The organism is Methylocystis sp. H62, assembly GCF_015709515.1.
Classification (GTDB): Bacteria; Pseudomonadota; Alphaproteobacteria; order Rhizobiales; family Beijerinckiaceae; genus Methylocystis.
The window spans coordinates 438,825-458,850 of record NZ_JADNQZ010000059.1 but is presented as its reverse complement, the minus strand read 5'-3'; the positions used below and the strand labels follow the sequence as shown (position 1 = coordinate 458,850).

Annotated in this window: 21 protein-coding genes; 17 read left to right on the top strand and 4 right to left on the bottom strand. The window is 64.3% G+C overall.

Annotated elements, in window-relative coordinates; genetic code table 11:
- The first annotated feature begins 88 nt into the window (after positions 1-88).
- Together IYY11_RS21595 and IYY11_RS21590 are read left to right on the top strand one after the other, a co-directional pair.
- Positions 89-661: a hypothetical protein gene (locus tag IYY11_RS21595; protein ID WP_196405764.1), complete on the top strand. Its 573-nt coding sequence runs from the start codon at positions 89-91 to the stop codon at positions 659-661.
- 85 nt (positions 662-746) lie between these two features.
- On the top strand, positions 747-1,619 hold the full coding sequence (locus tag IYY11_RS21590) for a hypothetical protein (RefSeq protein WP_312029762.1): 873 nt from the start codon (positions 747-749) through the stop codon (positions 1,617-1,619).
- Here IYY11_RS21590 and IYY11_RS21585 read toward each other — a convergent pair.
- Positions 1,616-1,966, bottom strand: coding sequence for a septal ring lytic transglycosylase RlpA family protein (locus IYY11_RS21585; RefSeq protein WP_196405763.1), 351 nt, complete (start codon positions 1,964-1,966; stop codon positions 1,616-1,618). The genes IYY11_RS21590 and IYY11_RS21585 overlap by 4 nt on opposite strands.
- Positions 1,967-2,385: 419 nt before the next feature.
- On the opposite strand from IYY11_RS21585, the gene IYY11_RS21580 reads away from it, so the two are divergent.
- The 4 genes from IYY11_RS21580 (at position 2,386) to glyS (ending at position 7,158) form a co-directional block, all read left to right on the top strand.
- Positions 2,386-3,024, top strand: a complete 639-nt coding sequence (locus tag IYY11_RS21580) for a hypothetical protein (RefSeq protein ID WP_196405762.1) — start codon at positions 2,386-2,388, stop codon at positions 3,022-3,024.
- Between the two features lie 80 nt (positions 3,025-3,104).
- Positions 3,105-3,506, top strand: a complete 402-nt coding sequence (locus IYY11_RS21575; protein WP_196405761.1) for a hypothetical protein — start codon at positions 3,105-3,107, stop codon at positions 3,504-3,506.
- A gap of 128 nt (positions 3,507-3,634) precedes the next feature.
- Complete coding sequence (gene trxB / locus IYY11_RS21570) at positions 3,635-4,597, top strand: thioredoxin-disulfide reductase (RefSeq protein WP_196405760.1); 963 nt, start codon at positions 3,635-3,637, stop codon at positions 4,595-4,597.
- Positions 4,598-4,854: 257 nt separating this feature from the next.
- Positions 4,855-7,158, top strand: a complete 2,304-nt coding sequence (glyS, locus tag IYY11_RS21565; protein ID WP_196405759.1) for a glycine--tRNA ligase subunit beta — start codon at positions 4,855-4,857, stop codon at positions 7,156-7,158.
- Positions 7,159-7,275: 117 nt separating this feature from the next.
- On the opposite strand, the gene IYY11_RS21560 is transcribed toward glyS, so the two are convergent.
- The gene (locus IYY11_RS21560; protein ID WP_196405758.1) at positions 7,276-7,758 is read right to left on the bottom strand and encodes a hypothetical protein; all 483 of its coding nucleotides are present in this window, start codon (positions 7,756-7,758) and stop codon (positions 7,276-7,278) included.
- A 95-nt stretch (positions 7,759-7,853) separates the two neighbouring features.
- Positions 7,854-9,080 (bottom strand): penicillin-binding protein activator, encoded by a 1,227-nt coding sequence (locus IYY11_RS21555; protein ID WP_196405757.1) that lies wholly within the window; start codon positions 9,078-9,080, stop codon positions 7,854-7,856.
- A gap of 183 nt (positions 9,081-9,263) precedes the next feature.
- Between IYY11_RS21555 and rsmI the strand changes: the two genes are divergently transcribed.
- Together rsmI and IYY11_RS21545 are read left to right on the top strand one after the other, a co-directional pair.
- Positions 9,264-10,178 carry a 16S rRNA (cytidine(1402)-2'-O)-methyltransferase gene (rsmI, locus tag IYY11_RS21550; RefSeq protein WP_196405756.1) on the top strand — a complete coding sequence of 305 codons (915 nt, stop codon included), beginning with the start codon at positions 9,264-9,266 and terminating at the stop codon, positions 10,176-10,178.
- Between the two features lie 162 nt (positions 10,179-10,340).
- Complete coding sequence (locus tag IYY11_RS21545) at positions 10,341-10,721, top strand: YraN family protein (protein ID WP_196405755.1); 381 nt, start codon at positions 10,341-10,343, stop codon at positions 10,719-10,721.
- A gap of 4 nt (positions 10,722-10,725) precedes the next feature.
- Here IYY11_RS21545 and IYY11_RS21540 read toward each other — a convergent pair whose 3' ends face one another.
- On the bottom strand, positions 10,726-11,472 hold the full coding sequence (locus IYY11_RS21540) for a metallophosphoesterase (protein WP_196405754.1): 747 nt from the start codon (positions 11,470-11,472) through the stop codon (positions 10,726-10,728).
- A 220-nt stretch (positions 11,473-11,692) separates the two neighbouring features.
- Between IYY11_RS21540 and IYY11_RS21535 the strand changes: the two genes are divergently transcribed.
- The 9 genes from IYY11_RS21535 to ung all read left to right on the top strand — a co-directional run bounded on the left by IYY11_RS21535 (position 11,693) and on the right by ung (position 19,915).
- On the top strand, positions 11,693-13,336 hold the full coding sequence (locus IYY11_RS21535; protein ID WP_312029761.1) for a multiheme c-type cytochrome: 1,644 nt from the start codon (positions 11,693-11,695) through the stop codon (positions 13,334-13,336).
- A gap of 150 nt (positions 13,337-13,486) precedes the next feature.
- Positions 13,487-14,455, top strand: coding sequence for a hydroxylamine oxidation protein HaoB (gene haoB, locus IYY11_RS21530; protein WP_196405752.1), 969 nt, complete (start codon positions 13,487-13,489; stop codon positions 14,453-14,455).
- A gap of 180 nt (positions 14,456-14,635) precedes the next feature.
- Positions 14,636-15,379 (top strand): protein TolQ, encoded by a 744-nt coding sequence (gene tolQ / locus IYY11_RS21525; protein ID WP_196405751.1) that lies wholly within the window; start codon positions 14,636-14,638, stop codon positions 15,377-15,379.
- Between the two features lie 9 nt (positions 15,380-15,388).
- Positions 15,389-15,838: an ExbD/TolR family protein gene (locus IYY11_RS21520; RefSeq protein ID WP_123175466.1), complete on the top strand. Its 450-nt coding sequence runs from the start codon at positions 15,389-15,391 to the stop codon at positions 15,836-15,838.
- 11 nt (positions 15,839-15,849) lie between these two features.
- Positions 15,850-17,004 carry a cell envelope biogenesis protein TolA gene (locus IYY11_RS21515; protein WP_196405750.1) on the top strand — a complete coding sequence of 385 codons (1,155 nt, stop codon included), beginning with the start codon at positions 15,850-15,852 and terminating at the stop codon, positions 17,002-17,004.
- Positions 17,005-17,242: 238 nt separating this feature from the next.
- Positions 17,243-18,562: a Tol-Pal system beta propeller repeat protein TolB gene (gene tolB / locus IYY11_RS21510; RefSeq protein ID WP_196405749.1), complete on the top strand. Its 1,320-nt coding sequence runs from the start codon at positions 17,243-17,245 to the stop codon at positions 18,560-18,562.
- A 32-nt stretch (positions 18,563-18,594) separates the two neighbouring features.
- Complete coding sequence (locus IYY11_RS21505; protein WP_196405748.1) at positions 18,595-18,891, top strand: nucleotidyltransferase family protein; 297 nt, start codon at positions 18,595-18,597, stop codon at positions 18,889-18,891.
- Positions 18,891-19,250, top strand: coding sequence for a DUF86 domain-containing protein (locus IYY11_RS21500; protein ID WP_196405747.1), 360 nt, complete (start codon positions 18,891-18,893; stop codon positions 19,248-19,250). Before IYY11_RS21505 ends, IYY11_RS21500 begins: the two co-directional genes overlap by 1 nt.
- On the top strand, positions 19,247-19,915 hold the full coding sequence (ung, locus tag IYY11_RS21495; protein ID WP_196405746.1) for a uracil-DNA glycosylase: 669 nt from the start codon (positions 19,247-19,249) through the stop codon (positions 19,913-19,915). Before IYY11_RS21500 ends, ung begins: the two co-directional genes overlap by 4 nt.
- The last annotated feature ends 111 nt before the right edge of the window (positions 19,916-20,026 follow it).

Below are 20,026 nucleotides of genomic sequence, written 5' to 3'. Positions count from 1 at the left end.
TGCCCGCCGCCTCTTGAAGACCGGCCGCGCCGCTCTGTTTAATCAAGAGCGCGGCCGCGCGCCAAAATCGCCGTGCAGGAGCAAAAACATGGACGCGAAGAGAGTCACCACGCCCGAAGAACGCCATGAGCTGCGCGAGGTCGTCGGCCTGTTCGACACCGTCGACACGCTGCAGTCTGCGATCGACGATCTTCTCACGGGCGGTTTCGACCGCTCGGAGATCAGCCTACTCGCCGAAGAGGACACAGTGCGCCAAAAGCTCGGCGACACGGACGTGAGCGCCGACGCGCTTGAAGACAGTCCCAGAGCGCCGCGCACGCCATACATCGACAACGAGTCGCTCAATATCGGCAAGGCCTCGATCGTCGGCGTGCTGTTCTACGTCGGCGTCTTCATTGGCGCCGGAGTCGCCCTTGCCTGGGGCCTGTCGCTGACGAGCGCGATCGCGGTTGGACTGTTGACCGGCGGCGCCGCCGGGGTTTTGGGTCTGCTGGTTTCCAAGCTCGTCGGCGACCGTCAGACCAAATGGGCGCAGTCGCAATTGAAGCATGGCGGACTGCTGCTTTGGGCCCGCGTCTGGAACGACGAGCGCGAACGCGCGGCGATGGAGATCATGCAGCGCCACGGCGGCCGCGACGTTCATGCGCATGTGGGAGCATAAGCGCGACTGTCGGTTGTCAACAGCTCGGATCGCTTCTAGCATCGCATTGTAAGGCCTGCGGCGGATCGGCGGCGGGCGGGTTCCTGTGCGTGACGCCATGCGTGTCGCCTTGCGTGTCTTGGCGGTTTTTATTGTTTTTTGCTTTTGGGTCGTTGCGGCGCAGTCGGCCTTCGCTGGCGCGTGGCTCATGCCGCCCGGAGAGGGACAGGCGATCGTCACCACGACCTTCGCCGACGCGCGCAAAGCCTATGACGCCAACGGCCGACTGATCCAAACGCCCTCCTATCGCAAGTTCGAGACGCGCCTATACGTCGAGCATGGCCTTTTTGACTGGCTGACGATCGTCGCCGAAGGCGGCTATATGAATTTCTCCGGCGCTGCCGGGCCATACGACCACCTCAACCTGCTCGTCGAGGAAGCCAAGGCCGGCCTGCCGCTGTCGCTCCAAGGCCCACCGGGCGCGCGCTATGAAGGCCTCGGGCTAGGCGCGCTGGGCGCGCGGACGCTGCTCTTCACCTGGGGCGATTACATCGTCTCGCTGCAGGCGGGCGTGCGGGCGGCCTCCCCGGCCGCGCGGCGGTTCCTCGACATGCGCGATCCCGTGCAGGCCGACCTGCGGCTGCTCGTCGGCCGGCCCTTCGAGCTTTTTGGCTTTCCCGCCTTCGTCGACGCCCAGCTGGGTTATCGGTCGCGCGGACAGAATGGCGACGAGATCCGCGCCGACCTCACCGCCGGCCTGCGTCCCCTACCCGCCATCCTGGTTCTCGCCCAAAGTTTCTCCGGCTTTGCGCCGAGTGGCGGCCCGGCGGGCGTCATCGCCGCACAGAAATTTCAGCTGAGCGCGGTCTATGACGTGACCGCGTCCCTCTCGTTGCAGATCGGCGCGATCGCCGCGATCGGGGGCGTCAACTCGCCCGCCGAGCACGGTCTGATCAGCGCATTCTGGTGGCGATATTAGTTGGCGACCTGCTCTACCTTGACATGCGCCACGCCCGCCGATCTGAAGCCGAGGCTGTCGGCGGCCGCGACGGAAACGTCGATCACCCGCCCCCGCGTGAAAGGTCCGCGATCGTTCACCGTGACGACGACCGAACGATTGTTATGCAAATTGGTCACCCGCACCTTCGATCCGAACGGCAATGTCCGATGGGCGGCCGTAAGCGCGCCGACATGCGCGCCGCTCGCCGTGCGCCCCCTGTGCGCGTAATAGGACGCCTGGCCGACCCACTCGCCCGCTTGCGCCGCGGTCGACGCGAATAGGCTCGCGAGCCCGAGGGCCAGAACTCCCGACATATGTTTTTTCACAACATGCTCCTACGCTGGGCGACTCCACAGATCTCTCGCCAATAGAAATCGCTCGTGACCAAACAATGGCGAGATCAGAAGCGTCACCACGCCGTCCGCCGAACACTTCAGAGGTTTATGAAACCGCACTCGAACCAATATTGTTCCATTACTGCTTATTCTTGTCTTTGATCAACGCGACCGCTTTGCGTAGACGCGTCTTTTAAGACTGCGACATAAGCGCAACACTCCAGAACTATTTTCAGCGGGACGCTCCTTGCCCTGCTCGAACGTAGAGCGCAGCACTTCTTGAAGTGCGCGCATCGCGCGCGATTTAGTGACGTTGGCGGGGTTGGCGGCGAATATTCAGCGCGCCAGGACCGCGCATGAATTTTTCGCCCGCCAGCAAAAGTGTTGAGACCACGATCAGGAGCTGGAAAATGTCTCAATCGATCAAAACGGCGGTCGCGACGGCCGCGTTGGTTATCGGGTTGCTGGCGCATACGGACATCGCTGAGGCGCAAAGGGGCGGCTTTGGCGGCCGAGGCGGAGGGTTCGGCGGTGGCGGCTTCGGCGGCGGCGGGTTCGGCGGTGGCGGGTTCAGGGGCGGAGGCTTCGGGGGCGGCGGCTTCGGCGGCGGACTTGGCGGCTTCAGGGGCGGCGGATTCGGCGGCGGTTTCCGTGGCGCGGTTCTGCCCGGCGGAGGCTTTAGAGGCGGCTGGGGCGGCGGCGGCTGGCGCGGGCCCGGCTGGGGCGGCGGCTGGCGCGGCGCGGGCTGGGGCGGCGGCTGGCGCGGCGGCGGCTGGGGCAGACCTGTGGTCGGCGGCTGGGGCGGCGGCTGGGGCTGGCGACGCCCGTGGGCGCGTTCTTACTGGCCGTGGTATGGCGCGGGCCTGATCGGAGCGGGATACGGCCTGGGTTGGGGTTCGTCCTATTATTCCAACATCGGCTACGGCGGCTGCTATCAGCTGCGCAACGTGTGGACCAATTGGGGCTGGCGGCCCCAGTGGGTGAACGTCTGCGGCGGCTGGGGAGGCGGCTGGGGAGGCTGGAACACCGGTTGGGGTTCGGGTTGGTAAGCGGCCTCGAGCGTCAACTTTTGACGCCAAGCGCCCTTCCGATTTCGGGAGGGCGTTTTTGCATTGGGGAGGAGCTGGACATGTCGAAATCAATTAAAGCGGCGGCTGTGACCGGCGCTCTGCTCATTGGCGTGATGGCCCATTCCGGCGCCGCGCAGGCGCAGCGATGGGACGGATGGCATGGCTTCGGCTGGGGCGGCGGCGGCTTCCGCGGCGCGGTTCTGCCCGGCGTCCACTGGGCCGGCCGTTGGGGCGGTCGCGCCGGCCCGGGCCGGCCGGTGGGCTGGGGCGAGCCTTGGGGCTGGAGCTATTACCGCACAGACCTGCCCGCCTCGAGCTCGGGCGGGGACTGGCCAGGATACTCGAACGCCGGCTATGGCGACTGCTATCAGATCCGCAGGGTGTGGACCCATTGGGGCTGGCGACGCCAATGGATCAACGTCTGCCCGGGCTGGGGCGGCGACGGCGGTTGGGGCTGGTAAGCCGGACTTCCACGCGGCGGTAAGCGCCCCCGGTATCGGGAGGGCGTTGCGCATTGGCGCAGCCCGAGCGGTTGCGGCGACGCTGATAATGGCTAGATTGCGGGCTCCGTCACTCGCGAGGCCACCTCATGCCGCAGCATGCGCGCGTCATCATCATCGGCTCCGGCCCGGCCGGCTATACGGCGGCGATCTACGCCGCCCGCGCGTTGCTCGAGCCGGTGCTCATCGCCGGCTTCGAACAGGGCGGTCAGCTCATGATCACCACCGAGGTCGAAAACTATCCCGGATTCGCCGAGCCGATTCAGGGACCCTGGCTCATGGAGCAGATGCGCCTGCAGGCCGAACATGTCGGGACGAAGCTCGTCTCAGATCATATCGTCGAGGCCCATCTCGACGAGCGGCCCTTCAGGCTCACCGGGGATTCCGGCAAGTCGTACACATGCGACTCGCTCATCATCGCCACCGGCGCCAAGGCGAAATGGCTGGGACTGCCGAGCGAGGAAAGGTTCAAGGGTTTCGGCGTCTCCGCCTGCGCGACCTGCGACGGATTTTTCTTTCGCGGCAAGAAAGTGCTTGTCGTCGGCGGCGGCAACACCGCCGTCGAGGAAGCGCTGTATCTTTCGAATCTCGCGTCGCAGGTGACGATCATCCACCGCCGCGATGAATTCCGCAGCGAGCGCGTTTTGGTGAAGCGCCTGCTGGCGCAGGAAAATGTCTCGATTCTCTTCAATCACGTCATCGACGAGATCGTCGGCGACGAAAACCCGCTGAGCGTCACTGGGGCGAGGGTCAAGAATGTCGCGACCGGCGCGGTCCACACGCTTGCGGCGGACGGCGTCTTCGTCGCCATCGGCCATTCTCCGGCGTCCGAACTGTTCCGCGGCCAGTTGACGATCAAACCGTCCGGCTACATCGCCGTCGAGCCCGGATCGACGCGCACCAGCATGCCCGGCGTCTACGCCGCCGGCGACGTCGCCGACGAGGTCTATCGTCAGGCGGTCACGGCGGCCGGGCTCGGCTGCATGGCGGCGCTCGAAGTCGAGAAATTTCTCCTCGATGCGCCGACGACGGCGGTCAAGGAAATCGCCTGAGAGAGTTCCGACAAGCGCCCGCCTCCACCCTCCCCTTGAGGGGGAGGGTCGCGCCGAAGGCGCGGGGTGGGGTGACGACCCCCACGCGCGCTCGACACAATATGCGGCGCGCTGTACGAGCGTCGAATGAAAGCTGCTTTCACCCCACCCCGGACTGCTTCGCAGTCCGACCCTCCCCCTCAAGGGGAGGGTGAGTAACCCAGGCGCACGTCTTCCGCACCGGGCGGAGGGAATGAGGCGCAGAACATTAAAGCGCAATGTCTGATCTCCTTTTCGAACTTTTCTCCGAAGAAATTCCGGCGCGCATGCAGCGGCAGGCGGCGGACGACCTGAAGCGGCTCGTCACCAATGCGCTCGTCGATCGCGGCCTGACCTATGAAGGCGCCGTCGCCTATGCGACGCCGCGCCGCCTCGCGCTACAGGTGGTCGGCCTGCCGTCGCGCCAGCCGGATCTGCGCGAAGAGCGCAAAGGTCCGCGCGTCGGCGCGCCGGAGGCGGCGGTCGCCGGCTTTCTAAAGAGCGCCGGCCTCGCCTCGCTCGATCAGGCGACGGTCGCGAAGGACAAGAAAGGCGCCGAGTTTTATCTCGCCGTCATCGAGCGCGCCGGCGCGGAGACGATCGACGTTCTGGCTGAACTTCTGCCGGCGATCGTCAAGAGCTTTCCCTGGCCGAAGTCGATGCGCTGGGGCGCGGCGTCCGAGCGCGGGGATTCGCTGCGCTGGGTGCGCCCGCTCCATGCCATTGTCGCGACCTTCGGACCGGAGACCGAAACGCCCGATATCGTCCGTTTCGAGGTCGACGGAATCGCATCGGGCAATGTGACCCACGGCCATCGCTTCCTGGCGCCGCAGCCCATTCGCGTGAAGCGCTTCGAAGATTATGCGCTCTCGCTCGAGCGCGCCAAAGTCGTCATCGATCCAGCGCGCCGCCGCGACATCATCCTGCATGACGCAAAGGATCTCGCCTTCGCGCAAGGACTGGAGCTTGTCGAAGACCCGGGCCTGCTCGATGAAGTCGCGGGCCTTGTCGAATGGCCGGTGACGCTCATGGGCGCGTTTGACGAGAGCTTTCTGTCGATCCCGCCGGAAGTCATTCGCGCGACGATCCGCGTGAATCAGAAATGTTTCGTGCTTCGGCAGTCGGCGATCGGCGGTCGGCCGTCGAAGACCGAAGACCGACTGCCGACTGCCGACGCCCTCACGAACCGCTTCATCCTCGTCTCGAATATCGAAGCCTCCGACGGCGGCGCGACGGTCGTCGCCGGCAATGAGCGCGTCATCGCCGCGCGTCTCTCGGACGCGAAATTCTTCTACGAGACCGATCTCAAGACGAGGCTCGAAGAGCGTCTGCCGAAGCTCGACGCCATCGTCTTTCACGAAAAGCTCGGGACGCAGGGCGAGCGCGTGAAGCGGATCGCGGCGCTGGCGAAAGAGCTTGCGCCGATCGTCGGCGCCGACTGCTTTCTCGCCGAACGCGCGGCGACTTTGTGCAAGGCCGATCTCGTTTCCGAAATGGTCGGCGAGTTCCCCGAATTGCAGGGGCTGATGGGGCGCTATTACGCCAGCGCGCAAGGCGAGGACGCCAGCATCGCCGCGGCGATCGAGGAACATTACAAGCCGCAGGGGCCGAACGACCGCATCCCGACCGATCCCGTGTCGATCGCCGTGGCGCTCGCCGACAAGCTCGACACGCTTGTGGGGTTTTGGGCGATCAATGAGAAGCCGACGGGCAGCAAGGACCCTTACGCGCTGCGCAGAGCGGCGTTGGGGGTCATCAGGATCGTGCTGGAGAATGGATTGCGCTTGCCGCTCCACGGCGTCATGGCCGGGCTTGTCCCGGCCATCCACGCGCAACGTGACGGCGTGGATGCCCGGAACAAGTCCGGGCATGACGTTGCGGCGGACCTCCTCGAATTTTTTATCGATCGGCTGAAGGTCTACTTGCGCGACAAGGGGGCCAGACACGATCTGATAGATGCGGCGCTTGGCGCCCTACCCTCTCCCCTTGCGGGAGAGGGTGGCTCGCGGAGCGAGCCGGGTGAGGGGTTATCGCCCTCATCCGATCCGGCTTCGCCGGACCACCTTCTCCCGCCAGCGGGAGAAGGGAATCCGCCGCTACAGGACGATCTGCTCATGATCACGCGTAAAGTCGAGGCGCTCGACACATTCCTCTCAACCGACGACGGCAGGAACCTGCTCGCCGGCTATAAGCGCGCCAGCAACATTCTGAAAGCCGAAGAGAAGAAGGACGGGCCGGACGCCTATGCGCATCGCCATGCGCCGAACCTGCGCATCGAGCCGCAGGAGCACAAACTTGCCGCCGCCATCGCCCGCGCGCGCGAAGAAACGGCGGAGCATCTTACGAAGGAAGACTTCGCCGGCGCCATGCGCGCGCTGTCAAAACTTCGCGAGCCGGTCGACGTCTTCTTCGACGATGTGACGGTCAACGCCGACAACGCCGATCTGCGGTTGAACCGGTTGCGGCTGCTTGCCGAATTGCGCCGCGTGATGATGGGCGTCGCCGATTTCGGCAAGATCGCAGGCGAAAGCGCGACCGCCTAAAGCGCTTATCGATCACATCGAATCATGTGATCGACAAGAAATCGCTCGAAATCAAATTGGAGCAGGTTCTCATCGAAAAAGTCTGTCAACTTTTTCGGAACCTGCTCTAAGCGCTTGTCAGGGGCAGGCGCTGCAATTCAGCATGCAGGTGATCTGCGCGAAGGGATCGTCCGGCGGAAGAACGATCAGCGTGCACGCATGAATGCAGTCGTGACACGCGTCGCGCAGGCCCGCCTCTCCCGCCGCTTGCAAGATGGGCGTCACCTTGCGCATCACCGCGAAAAGTGCGGTCTCCATCCCTTTGAAGAAGGCGGCGAAGGCCTGACCTTCGGGCGAACTCGGATCCTTCATGCGCAGGCGGACATGCGGATAGCTGTCCGCGCCGCATTTCGCGTCTCCCAAAACTTCGACGTTTTCGACGAGCGCGATGGGCACGTTAATCCAGACGTCCCGCGCGACATCCAGAGCGAACAGAATGGAATTCTTGTCCGCGCCGGGCTTCGAGACGCCGACGACGGTCAGCGGCAGCATACAAGCATCGCCGCTTTGGCGTTCCAGAAACTCGGAGGGCGAATAGACGTTCGTGCGGTTGGTCGCCATGATATCCTCCACTAGAAATCAATGAATGCTGACTGAGCTTACTCATACTTAGAGCGCCGGAATGGCGCGTGGAGAAGGATGAGCGAAACGAACCGCTACGCGCCGTTGCCGGTGAAATTGCGCGGCGCGGGCGAGATGATCTTCGCCGAACCGCCGCCGATCTCCAGCACCGACAATCCCCGTTCATTGCCGCCGTCCGGCTTGAAGCGGAAGACGCCGTCGGCGCCGTTGAAGCCGGAAGGGTTGGTCAGCACGCTTTCCGAATAGCGCTGCGATCCTTGCGAGCGCGACAGCGCGATCGCGAGCGACACGGCGTCATAGGCGAGCGTCGCGACGCGCGCGGGATCGGAGCCGTATTTGGCCTTGTAGCGCTGCGCGAAAGCGTTGAAGCCGGCGTTCTCCGGGGCCGTGAACCAGGCGCCCTGCAGCGCCGGCAGGCTCAGCGTGCGCGCATCGTTCCACAGGCCCGTGCCGAAAATCTGCACCTTCTTGGAATCGATGCCATTCGCCACGAGTTCTTTCGAAACGGCCTGCATCTGCTCGGCCTGCTCGGGAATGAACAGCGCGTCGAACTGATCGCGCGCGGCGGCCAGACGCTTCACGGACTCGCCGGGCGCGCCCGGCTTGTAGCGCTCGATGACCGGCACGCGAATGCCGTACGTCGCGGCGCTCTGCTGAAACTGCGCCATCGCCAGCGTGCCATAGTCGTTTTCGGGAACGAGCGCCGCGATCGATTTCTTGCCGTGCTGCGACGCGAAGCTGACGCCCCGATCGACATAGCCCTCGACCGGGAAGGACAGCAGATAGCTGCCGCGGCCGGCGGCCGAGGAGTCCGTCGAAAAGGCGATCATCGGCTTGTTGGCGGAACGCGCGACGCGGCTGGCCTCCTTGACGCCGGCGCCAAACACCGGCCCCAAAATGACTTCGGCGCCCTCGTTGATCGCGGCCTGAGTCGCCGCGGCGGCGCCCGACGGCGTCGAGCGGTCGTCCTTGACGAGGATCGTCACGTCATTGGCGCCGCTGTCGGCATAGGCGAGCTTTGCGGCGTTGAGCAGCGACGCGCCGACGGAAGACGGACCTGATGGGCCCGTCAGCGGCACGATCAGCGCGATTTTCACCGCGCCTGTTCCGATCGTCTCGCTTTCGGCCGGGGCGGTCTGAGTCGCGCCGCTGAGCTTTAGATCGCGCGCGCCAGGCGCCCAGGGCCCGCTCGTGGGACTGCAGGCGGCGAGCGTGGCCGCAAGGCCGACGAGCGCAGCGCGCATCGTCACGGCCCCGCGCGTGAACGCGCCGGCGCGCGAGCGAGAAGACAATGTCGACATGAAAACCCCCTGCGGCGCCGAGGGCTCTCGCCATGGCGCGGCTATTGCGCGCTAAGGGTCCGAGTCCCTAGCCGAAAGTCAATAGACGGTCCATTTGGAGGAATTGCGGCTGGCGCGCAGTTGGCGCTTGTCCTCTTAAACGAACATCTAATATCTTAAAACGAACAAAGATCGGCGACGCGCATGACCATCGAGGCCATTTCTCCGCCTGCTGCGAGCTACACCGCCTTTGGCCTGCGCGCCGAAGCCGAGAGAATCGAGCCAGGCCTGCACCTTGTCGCGACTCCGATCGGCAATCTGAAGGACGTCTCGTTTCGCGCGCTCTCGACCCTCGCCGCGGCGGATGCGGTGGTCGCCGAGGACACAAGGGTCACCAAGACGCTGCTCGCCCATTACGGGATTTCGACGCCGCTCGTCGCCTATCACGAGCACAACGCCAGGGTGATCCGCCCTCACCTTCTGGCGCGCCTCGAGGCGGGAGCGAAGCTCGCCCTCGTCTCCGACGCCGGCACCCCGCTCGTCTCCGATCCGGGCTTCAGGCTCGTCCAGGAGGCGCTCGAGAGAGGCGTGCATGTGACGTCGGTGCCCGGCCCCTCCGCCGTGCTGGCGGCGCTGGTCGTCGCCGGATTGCCGACCGACCGCTTCTTTTTCGAAGGCTTTCTCCCCCACAAGAGCGGACCGCGGCGTGCAAGGCTCGCCGAACTCGCGCCGATTCCCGGCACGCTGGTGTTCTTCGAAAGCCCGCGGCGGCTGGCCGAAACGCTCGCCGATTGCGCGGCGATTCTCGGCAAGCGCAACGCGGCGATCGCCCGCGAACTGACCAAGATGTTCGAATCGGTGCGGCGCGGGACGCTCGATGAGCTGGCGGCGACGCTCGCCGAAGAGGAGCCGCCGAGGGGTGAGATCGTGCTGCTCGTCGCCCCGCCGGGAGCGGACGCGGCGCTGACCGCAGCCGTTGATCTCGACGCCAAAATTGAAGAGGCGCTGACGGCGCATTCGGTGAAGGACGCGGCGAGCGTCGTTTCGGCGGCGACCGGCCAGCCGCGCCGCCAGGTCTATGCGCGGGCGCTGGAGCTGGCGGCAGGACGAGGGAAGTAAGATGAGCTTGCGCCCCCTCCCCAACCCTCCCCCGCTGCCGCGGGAGAGGGAGTCCGACTCGGGTGCCTGCAATGAAACCGCATAATCTGCGTCGTTAGGGTCCCCTCTCCCGCTCAGATGGGGAGGGACAGGGAGGGGCATAGTGATCGCGCCCGTTTCATTGTGAGCGAGACAAAGCACGACGCCCGCCGCGCCGCCTATGTCTACGGCCTTCGCGCCGAGACGGCGGCGACGCTGTGGCTGCGGGCGCGGCTCTATCAAATCTTGGCGCGCAATTTTCGCGCGCATGGCGGCGAGATCGACATTATCGCCAAGCGCGGCCTCACCATCGTCTTCGTCGAAGTGAAGGCGCGCGGCGATCTTGATAACGCGGCCATCGCCATCACGCCGCAGAAACAACGCCGCTTCTCGCAGGCTGTGGGCCGCTGGCTCGCCGCGAATCCTTGGGCGATGAATTATACGCTGCGCGCCGACGCGATCTTCGTTGCGCCGGGCCGGCTGCCGCGCCATCTCGAAAACGCCTTCGAGCTGCGCGTCGGGTGACGCCTCACGCCGTTTGAATAAACCGTCGCTCGGCGCCGTCCAGCGCCACCGCCGTCAACACGCCGGTCTTGAATGCATGCGTGTCGAGATTGATCCGGTTCGGCAAATCCTCGACGTTGGCATGCGGCGTATGCCCATGCACGATCACCTTGCCGAAGGACTCGCCGCAGTCGAGAAAACCCTCGCGGATGTTCATCAGATCGTGGGGAGCCTGCAAATGCAGCGGCGCGCTGCGCCGTATGCCGGCGTGGCAAAAGAAATAGCCGCCATATTCCGCCCACAGCCGCGTTTCTTCAATGAAGCGGCGATGTTCATCCGGGAAATGCGCAAGAAATTTCACGCGAACCTGTGAGGCGCCGCCTTTCGCCACCTCCTCGCCAGCGTCGACGCCATAGGAATGCAGCGTCATCAGCGCGCCGCTGCTGACCCAATCGTCGAGCGCGGCCGCGTCATTGATGAAGCGCAGCATCGTTTCTTCATGGTTGCCGCGCAGCGTCACGATCGGCGTCGGAAAGTCTCCGGAGCACAGACGCTTCAACACGCCGTTAGCGCCAAGGCCGTGGTCGACATAATCCCCGACGAAGACGGTGACGGCCTGTTCGCAGCGGCGCGCCGCGAGATCTTCGGCGATCGCTTCGGCGAGAACGTGCAGAAGATCGGCGCGGCCGTGAACGTCGCCGATCGCGTAGATGCGCATGCCGGGCGGCGCCTCGGCGGTCTTCAAAGCTGAGGGGAACCAACGCGTCGTCATGGCTTCTCCAGAAAACCATCATGTATCGTCAGGAAGCGTTTTGACGAGCCATAGGGCCGACCCGGGGGTGGCCTCATTGGCGGAGAAGCCTGTGGTCCTTTCCTCTGGCCGCCTCGGCCCCGACAATGCAGCCAGACGCAGAAGGGGCGAGGGGAGCATGCTGAGTTCAATAAGGGTTTCTCATTACGCGGCTCGCCTCGCGCTGATTCTAGCGTTCGCCGTGACCTTTGTCCTCTGCGCGCCGGCCCTTGCGGATACGCCGGATGAAACCTTCAAGGCGCTGGGTCTTGCGAAGACCGCCTCGCCCAAGGAGCTCTACGATGCGCTGACCAAGCGCTACTACGACGAATCACTGGGCGCCGGCAAAGGCTCGTTCGCGAAATATTGGGAGCCGATCCCAATCTCGAAATATCTCAACCCGCATGATTTCTATAAGCCGCCGCAGACGATCGACGTCGACGCGCAGCGCGGGCAATGCGTCGAATGCCACAGCCAAGTGACGCCCGGCTGGACGCATAGCTGGAAGGGCAGCGTGCATGGCAATCTCGACGCGATCCGCAATCTGCCGGACTCGGATGCGCGCGCCTATAAGAAGGCGATGATCACGGAGGTCGAGAACAACCTCCGTTCGATGGGAACGCTCAAGAACGGCGAGGCGCTGAAGGAGGTCGGCTGTATCGACTGCCATATGGGAGTCGGCAAGGATCACGGCCAGCACCAGACCGAATTGCGCATGCCCGACGCGGCCGCCTGCGGACAATGCCATGTGCAGCAATTCTCCGAACGCGAATCCGAGCGCGACACCTTCACCTGGCCGCAGGATCAATGGAAGCCGGGCCATCCGTCACACGCGCTGTCAATGAAAGCCAATGTCGAGAACGCGGTGTGGGCGGCGATGGAGCAGCGCGAAGTCGCGGAGGGCTGCACCTTCTGCCACACGCCGCAGACGACGTGTAACTCCTGCCACACGCGCCACGAATTCTCGGCCGTGCAAGCGCGTAAGCCGCAGGCCTGCGCCATCTGCCACAATGGCGTCGATCACAATGAATTTGAAGGCTACATGCTTTCGAAGCACGGCACGATCTATCAGACGCGCGGCGACACATGGGACTGGAACGTGCGCCTCGCTGACGCGATGGAAAAGGGCAACATGAACGCCCCGACCTGCGCCTTCTGCCACATGGAGTATGAAGGCAAGTTCACGCACAACATGGTGCGCAAGTCGCGCTGGGCCTTCGTGCCGATGCCGAAGATCGCCGAGAACCTCAACCACCCCTGGTTCACGCAGCGCAAGGAATCGTGGGTATCGACCTGCTCGAACTGTCACTCCGACAGCTTCGCGCGCGCCTATCTCGACGGCATGGATAAGGGCATCGTCTCCGGCCTCGACATCACCGAGCAGGCGCGGAGTGTCCTGGTCAAGCTCTACAACGACAAACTGCTGCCGGGTCAGACGACGAACCGTCCGGCGCCGCCGGCGCCCGAGAAGGACGACGCGGGCGGCTTCTTCCAGCTGTTCTGGCAAAAGGGCAATAATCCGAGCGCCATCGAATATGTCTTCGCCGACATGTGGGAGCATCATCAGATCAAGCATTACAAGGGGCTCGCCCATATGAACCCCGGCGGCTACACCTATACCGAAGGCTGGTCGCAGCTCATCGGCGCGGCGGCGAAGATCAACGACGAGGACACGAAGCTGCGCGAAGCCGCGGAAATCCGCGCCGAGCTGAAGCGCATCGCCGGCCAGAAGCGCGGCGACCTCGATCTCGACTCGCCGGCGGGCCGCGCCTTCGCGGGCGGCCTCGGACTGCTGGCGGTGCTTGCCGGCGCCGGTCTGCTCATGCGCAAACGCAAGGGCGGGTAAACGGTTCGCCTGTCATTCCTGGCGCGCGAAGGCGCGACCGGGAATCCAGGGAGCCTTCTCCGAAACATTCGGCTGTTGCTCTGGATTCCCGCTTTCGCGGGAATGACAATCCGGTGCTGAAACAATCGGAACTCTGGTAGTTATGCGCACATGACTCCCCGCATTCGGTTCATCGTCGGCGTCGCCCTCATCGTCTTCGGCTTCGCCCTGCTCGGCTGGGCGATCTACGCCGGGCTCAATCCCACCGCGCCGTTTGAAACGCGGCTCGCGCCAATCTCGGCGGAAGCGGCGAAGGATGTCGAAGGCTTGGGACTCACGCCCGAGCGCCTCCAGCAGATCGAGGTCTCGGCGAAGGACGAGCGCCGCCCTATCGCCACCGGCGTCGTCGCCCGCGATGACGCAGGTCGGCTGACGCCGCTCACGTGGCGCAATCAGGTGACGGAGCCGATCTTCTTCGCCGACGTTTCGGCGAGCGATACGGCGAAGGTGCTCAGCGCAATCCGTGAACACGTTCCGCAAGACGCCGTCGTGCTGGCGTGGTGGGACGTGTCGCGCGCGATCCGGCTTGTCGCCGGGCGCGCCGCGCCGCTCGACGACGCAGAAGCGCGCGGACTGCTGTTGCCGGCCGCCTGGTCGGTTGCGGGGGCGGCGGAGCGCGCGCGATGGGGCGCGGGAGTTGGGGCCACTTTAGCGAAGAGCTTCACGCGTTTCATCGATGCGTTGCTCGATTCCGATGAGGCGCGCGCGAGCGAGGCGTTGAAAAAACTCGCCGACGGCAAGCCCGCCTATGTCGCCATGCGCATTTCGGACGCATGGATGCTCGCCGCTGCACGGCCGCAACAGCTCTCCATCGCCTATAAGGACTTCGCCGCGACCGGCGTTTCGCACGGCCTCATCAAATCCGCGCAACAATGGCTGCGCGATCAAAAGATCGAAAGCGGCTTCGCCGTCGAACCGATGGGCGGCGCGACGCGGCTGCATTATTTCCAGCGCAAGAGCGACGGCGACAGGCTGATTGCACGGCTATTGCCGTTCTCCACCTCCCTGCCCTCGCCCCTGACGCGATTTTCCCTTGTCTATCAGCACAAAGGCTGGTGGATTTGGCGGCTGAATGACTGAGCCGCCCCCAGAACCCATCCGCTTGGCTAAGCTTTGCTTAACCCTCACACCTTGTTAACCAGTCCTCCCTATGGTTTGTTGTGCGGCGCATCGCAGCCCAACAATTGGCGAAATTGCGGGCGATAGACCGGGCGTCGCAGCCAAGCCGCCGCAGAGCGCCTGCCGACTCAAGGACAAATCATGAATCCAGCCGAGATCGCCGCGAGCCCTCTCGCCGCCCCAGCCGCCGACATCACGATCTGGAGCATGTTCTGGGGCGCCCATATCGTCGTCAAGATCGTCATGGTCGGACTGCTCGCCGCCTCGGTCTGGTGCTGGGCGATCATCATCGACAAGACGCTGCTCTTTTCGCGCATGCGCCGCGCGATGGACCGCTTCGAAGAAAGCTTCTGGTCGGGCAATTCGCTCGAGGAGCTTTACGGCAAGCTCTCCGAGAGGCCACAGACCGGCACGGCGACGCTGTTCGTCGCCGCCATGCGGGAATGGAAGCGCTCCTTCCAGGCGGGCGCCAGCGCCTCCTTCATGGGCCTGCAGGCGCGTATCGAGAAGGTGCTCGACGTCTCCATCGCCCGCGAGGTGGAGAAGCTTGAATCCAATCTGCTCGTGCTCGCGACCGTGGCGTCCGCCGGCCCCTTCGTCGGCCTCTTCGGCACCGTGTGGGGCATCATGACGTCGTTCCGCTCGATCGCGGCCTCGAAAAACACCTCGCTCGCCGTCGTCGCGCCCGGCATCGCGGAAGCGCTGCTCGCCACCGCGATCGGTCTATTCGCCGCTATCCCGGCGCTCATCGCCTACAACAAGATGCAGGGCGACGTCGCCAAGGCGCAGGCGCGCATGGAAAGCTTCGCCGACGAGTTCTCCGCGATCCTGTCGCGTCAGATCGACCAGCACACGGCGTCCTCGAACCGCGACCGCGCGGCGTAAGGAGCACGCATGGGCGCTTCCCTCTCGACCCCGGGACGCAAGGGCGGCAGGCGTCGACGCGGCGTGCCGCGCTACGGCGCCATGGCCGAAATCAACATGACGCCGTTCATCGACGTCATGCTGGTGCTGCTCATCATCTTCATGGTGGCGGCGCCGCTGCTCGCCACCGGCGTCGCCGTCGATCTTCCGCAGACCAAGGCCGGCGCGCTCAATATCGATCAGAAACCGGTCTCGATCGCCATCGACGAGAAGGGACAGGTGTTCCTGATGGATCAGCCGGTCGAGACGACACAGCTGCTCGACAGGCTGAAGGAAGCCGTGAAGCAGGGATTCGACGAACGCATCTATGTGCGCGGCTCCAAGGCGGTCAACTACGGCCGCGTCGCCGAAGTGATGTCGCTTGTCATTAGCGCCGGCTACAAGAAGGTCGCGCTGGTGACGGAGCAGGAGAAGAAGTGAGCTGAGCGGAAGTGAAAATTTCGCGCTCCGAACCGGGTTTTCCTCTCTCCTCGGCGATCCACGCGGGAGTGCTTCTGGCGGCGTTCGTCCTGTTTTCCGACGCCCGCAAATTCGACGATGCGGTGGAGACGGTGCCGGTCGACCTCGTCACCGACAGCGAACTCACGCAGATCATGAAGGGCGAGAAAACCGCACGCGAGATCAAGCCAACGCCGCGCGTGGACAAGGTCGCGCCGGAAGCCGAGACGAAGCCCGAGCCGCCGCTCGCGCAGGCGAAGAAGGACATAGCGACGCCGCCGCCGCCCGTACGTCCGCTGCCGCAGCCGACCGCCGACGATGCGCCGCCGACGCCGCCCAAGCGAGTCGCCGCTCTCCCGCCAAAGCCGGAGCCGCCGCCAAAGCCCGTCGAAAAACAACCCGAGCCCAAGCCGGTTGCGAAGCCTAAGGCCGCCGCCCCGGAACCCGACAAAAAAGAGCCCGAGAAGAAAGACCCCGAAGAAGCCGAAGTCGTGAAGCCAAAGCCGCCCGCACGCACGAAGCCGGACCACACGGCAAAGGACGCGGCGGCGACGGAGAAGCCGAAAGAGCGGCTCAAGATCGACGAGGTGGCGAAGCTGCTCGACAGCAAGAAGCCGCAAGACAAGCCTGAGCCTGAGACATCGATCGGCGAACTGGCCGAAAAGGCCGTCAAGGAGTCGAAGCCGAAGTCGGGCGAGGAGAACGCCCCGAAGTCGAAATTCGACGCCGCCAGCATCTCGAAATTGCTGAGCCACGAAGCGCCGCAACGCAAGGCCGCGACGGGCCGAGCGACGCAGGCCGCGGCGCTCGGCGCGCCAACGGGAGCGGCCGCAACGATGTCGGCTTCGATGGAGGCGCGCATCGCCGCCTATATTCACGATCACTACTATCCCTGCTGGGCGTCTGGATTGTCGCTCGGCGGGCAGAGCTATACGCCGATCGTCGAGTTCCATCTTTCCCGCGACGGCGAACTCGAAGGGCGTCCGAAACTGCTGAACGCCTCGGCGAGCCCGACCGAACACGCCCGCGGCGAACAGGCGATGCAGGCGGTGCGCCGCTGCAGCCCGATGCGGATACCGCCCGAGTTCCTGCCCTATTACGAAGAGGCGCTACACGACGTCACGATCCGCTTCCAGGATGCGAATTAGTGAGCGGCGTTGTTCAAGGTGAACGGATTCGCCCCCACCCTGTCCCTCCCCCGCTTCGCGGGAGAGGGGACGCTAACGATCGGCGCTTGCGCGATGCGTATGAAGCGCAAATCTGCTCCCTCTCCCGCGTAGCGGGGGAGGGTTGGGGAGGGGGTCGATGGGGCTCTCGCCGACAACATCCATCCATCGCCGCAAAGCGCTACGCTTTCTTCACGCCGATGCTTGAAAGATATCGCCTATGACATGCTGCATCACCCGCCGCGCCGCCGCCGGCCTCCTCGCCGGCGCGACGTTCGCCCCTTTCCTTCCCGCATCTCTGGCGCGCGCCGGACGCATCATCGATCTCAAGGGCGGCGGCTTTCAGCCGGTCAATATCGCCGTCGCGCCTTTTGTCGGCGACGACGCCGCGCGCACCGTGACCTCCGTGACGCTCAATAACTTCAAGCGCTCGGTGTTCTTGAATCCGATCGACCCCGGCGCCCTGCCCGCGAACGCCGCACCGCCGGACGCCGCGCCCTACCTCGCCGCCTTCAAGGCGGTGAACGCGCAATTTGTCCTCACGGGTCGCTCCCAACGCGCCGGCGACGGCAGGCTGAAAACGGAGTTCCGACTCTTCGACGTGACGACGGGCGAACAAGTCGCGGGCCAGCAATATGTCACCGAGGCCGCCAATATGCGGCGCGTCGCGCATCTTCTCTCCGACGCGGTTTTTTCCCGCATCACTGGCGAGAAAGGGTTCTTCGACACGCGCGTCGTCTTCGTCGATGAAACCGGCTCAAAGGACCGGCGCCGCAAGCGCCTCGCCATGATGGATCAGGACGGCGCGAATGTGCGCTATCTGACGCGCGGCGACGAACTCGTCGTCACGCCGCGATTTTCGCCCAACTCGCTCGACGTCACCTACATGTCGTTTGGCGCCGACGGCGACCCGAAAGTCTTGTTGATGAACATCGAGAACAGCCAGCGCGAAGTGGTCGGCAATTTTCCGGGCATGACCTTCTCGCCGCGGTTCTCGCCCGACGGACAGAAGATCATCATGTCGCTGGCGCAGGGCTCGACGACCAATCTTTATACGATGGATCTGCGCTCGCGCACGACGATGCGCCTGACCGACACCGGCGCCATCGACACCGCGCCCTCCTACTCTCCCGACGGCGCGCGGATCGTCTTCGAGAGCGATCGCGGCGGCTCGCAGCAGATCTACGTCATGGGCGCGCATGGCGGCGAGGCGAAGCGCATTTCATTCGGCGGCGGGCGCTATTCGACGCCGGTCTGGTCGCCCAAGGGCGACTACATCGCCTTCACCAAGCAGAACGGCGGCAATTTCTCGATCGGCGTCATGAAGATTGACGGTTCCGGCGAGCGCATTCTTACCGAGGGCTTTCACAATGAAGGGCCGACCTGGGCGCCGAACGGTCTCTTCCTGATGTTTTTCCGCGATTCTTCGGGCGGCGGCGGACCGAAAATCCACATGGTCGACGTCTTCGGCCGGTCGGAGACTCAGGTGCCGACGCCAGGCTATGCGAGCGATCCCGCCTGGGGCCCGCTGCAGGATTGAGCAAAGGCGCGCTTTTCGATTAGATTGCCTTTATGAAACGTGTCGAAGCCATTACGCGACTGCAGGAATGCGCGCCGGCCATCAAGGCTCGCGGCGCGACATCGTTGTTCCTCTTTGGCTCCGCCGCGCGCGACGAAGCGGCGGCGGATAGCGATCTCGATCTTTTCATCGACTATGATCCCGCCAGCCGATTCAACGCATTTGATCTTGTCGGCATTAAACTTTTTCTCGAGGATGAGTTGAAGACTGCTGTGGATTTGACCACTCGGGACGGCCTGCATCCTCGCCTGCGCCATGCGATCGAGAAATCGGCGGTCCGCGTTTTTTAATGGCTCGCGAATTCCTCCACGCCATCGACGACATTTTGGACGCTATTGCCGGCATTGAGGACGCCACGCGCGGAAAGAGCCTGGCCGACTATCGACGACAATGGCTTCTGCGTCACGCCATTCAACGCGCAATCGAGATCATTTCTGAAGCAAGCCGCGCAATTCCAGACGAAGTGAAGGCGACGCAGCCAACCATCCCATGGCGGAGCGTTCGCGCTATCGGCAATGTATTGCGTCACGAATATCAAGGGCTATCCGATCAAATCATATGGAATGTGGTGGTCGACGAATTGCCGAAACTCAAAGAGGCGATTACGCACATTCGGAATAAATTCGATACGACCGGCCCTTCAAAATGACCAAACCCGTTCGCCTCGAAGAAAGCTGGCGCAAACATCTCGCAGCGGAATTCGACCAGCCCTATTTCCGCGCGCTACGGGAATTTGTGCGCGGCGAATATGTCGCGGGCCGGATCTATCCGCCGGCGTCGCAGATTTTTCGCGCCTTCGACGAATGTCCGTTCGACACGGTGAAAGTCGTCATTCTCGGGCAAGACCCCTATCACGGCGCCGGCCAGGCCTGCGGCCTTTGCTTCGCCGTCGGCGCGACGACGCCGCCGCCGCCCTCGCTCCAGAACATCTTCAAGGAAATCGAAGCCGATCTCGGCCGTCCCGTTTCGCGCGATCCCGATCTTTCGCGCTGGGCGCGACAAGGCGTGCTGCTGCTCAACGCCACGCTCACCGTGCGCGAGAACGCCGCCGGCTCGCACCAGAACAAGGGCTGGGAGCAATTCACCGACGCCGCCATTCACGCGCTATCGCGCGAACGCGAAGCCGTCGTCTTCATGCTGTGGGGCGCCTATGCCCGGCGCAAGGGCGGAGGCGTCGATCGGCGCAAACATCTCGTGCTCGAATGCGCGCATCCGTCGCCGCTTTCCGCCCATAACGGCTTTTTCGGCTGCAAGCATTTTTCGAAAGCCAACGACTATCTCGTCGCGCGTGGCGAGACGCCAATCGAGTGGTAAGGCGCAATGTCATTCTCGACGCTTCGTGATAACGGAGCGAGCGGGAGTCCAGAAGAATATCGACATTCTTGTATCGGCTCTGGATTCCCGGTCAGGCCTTCGGCTTGCCGG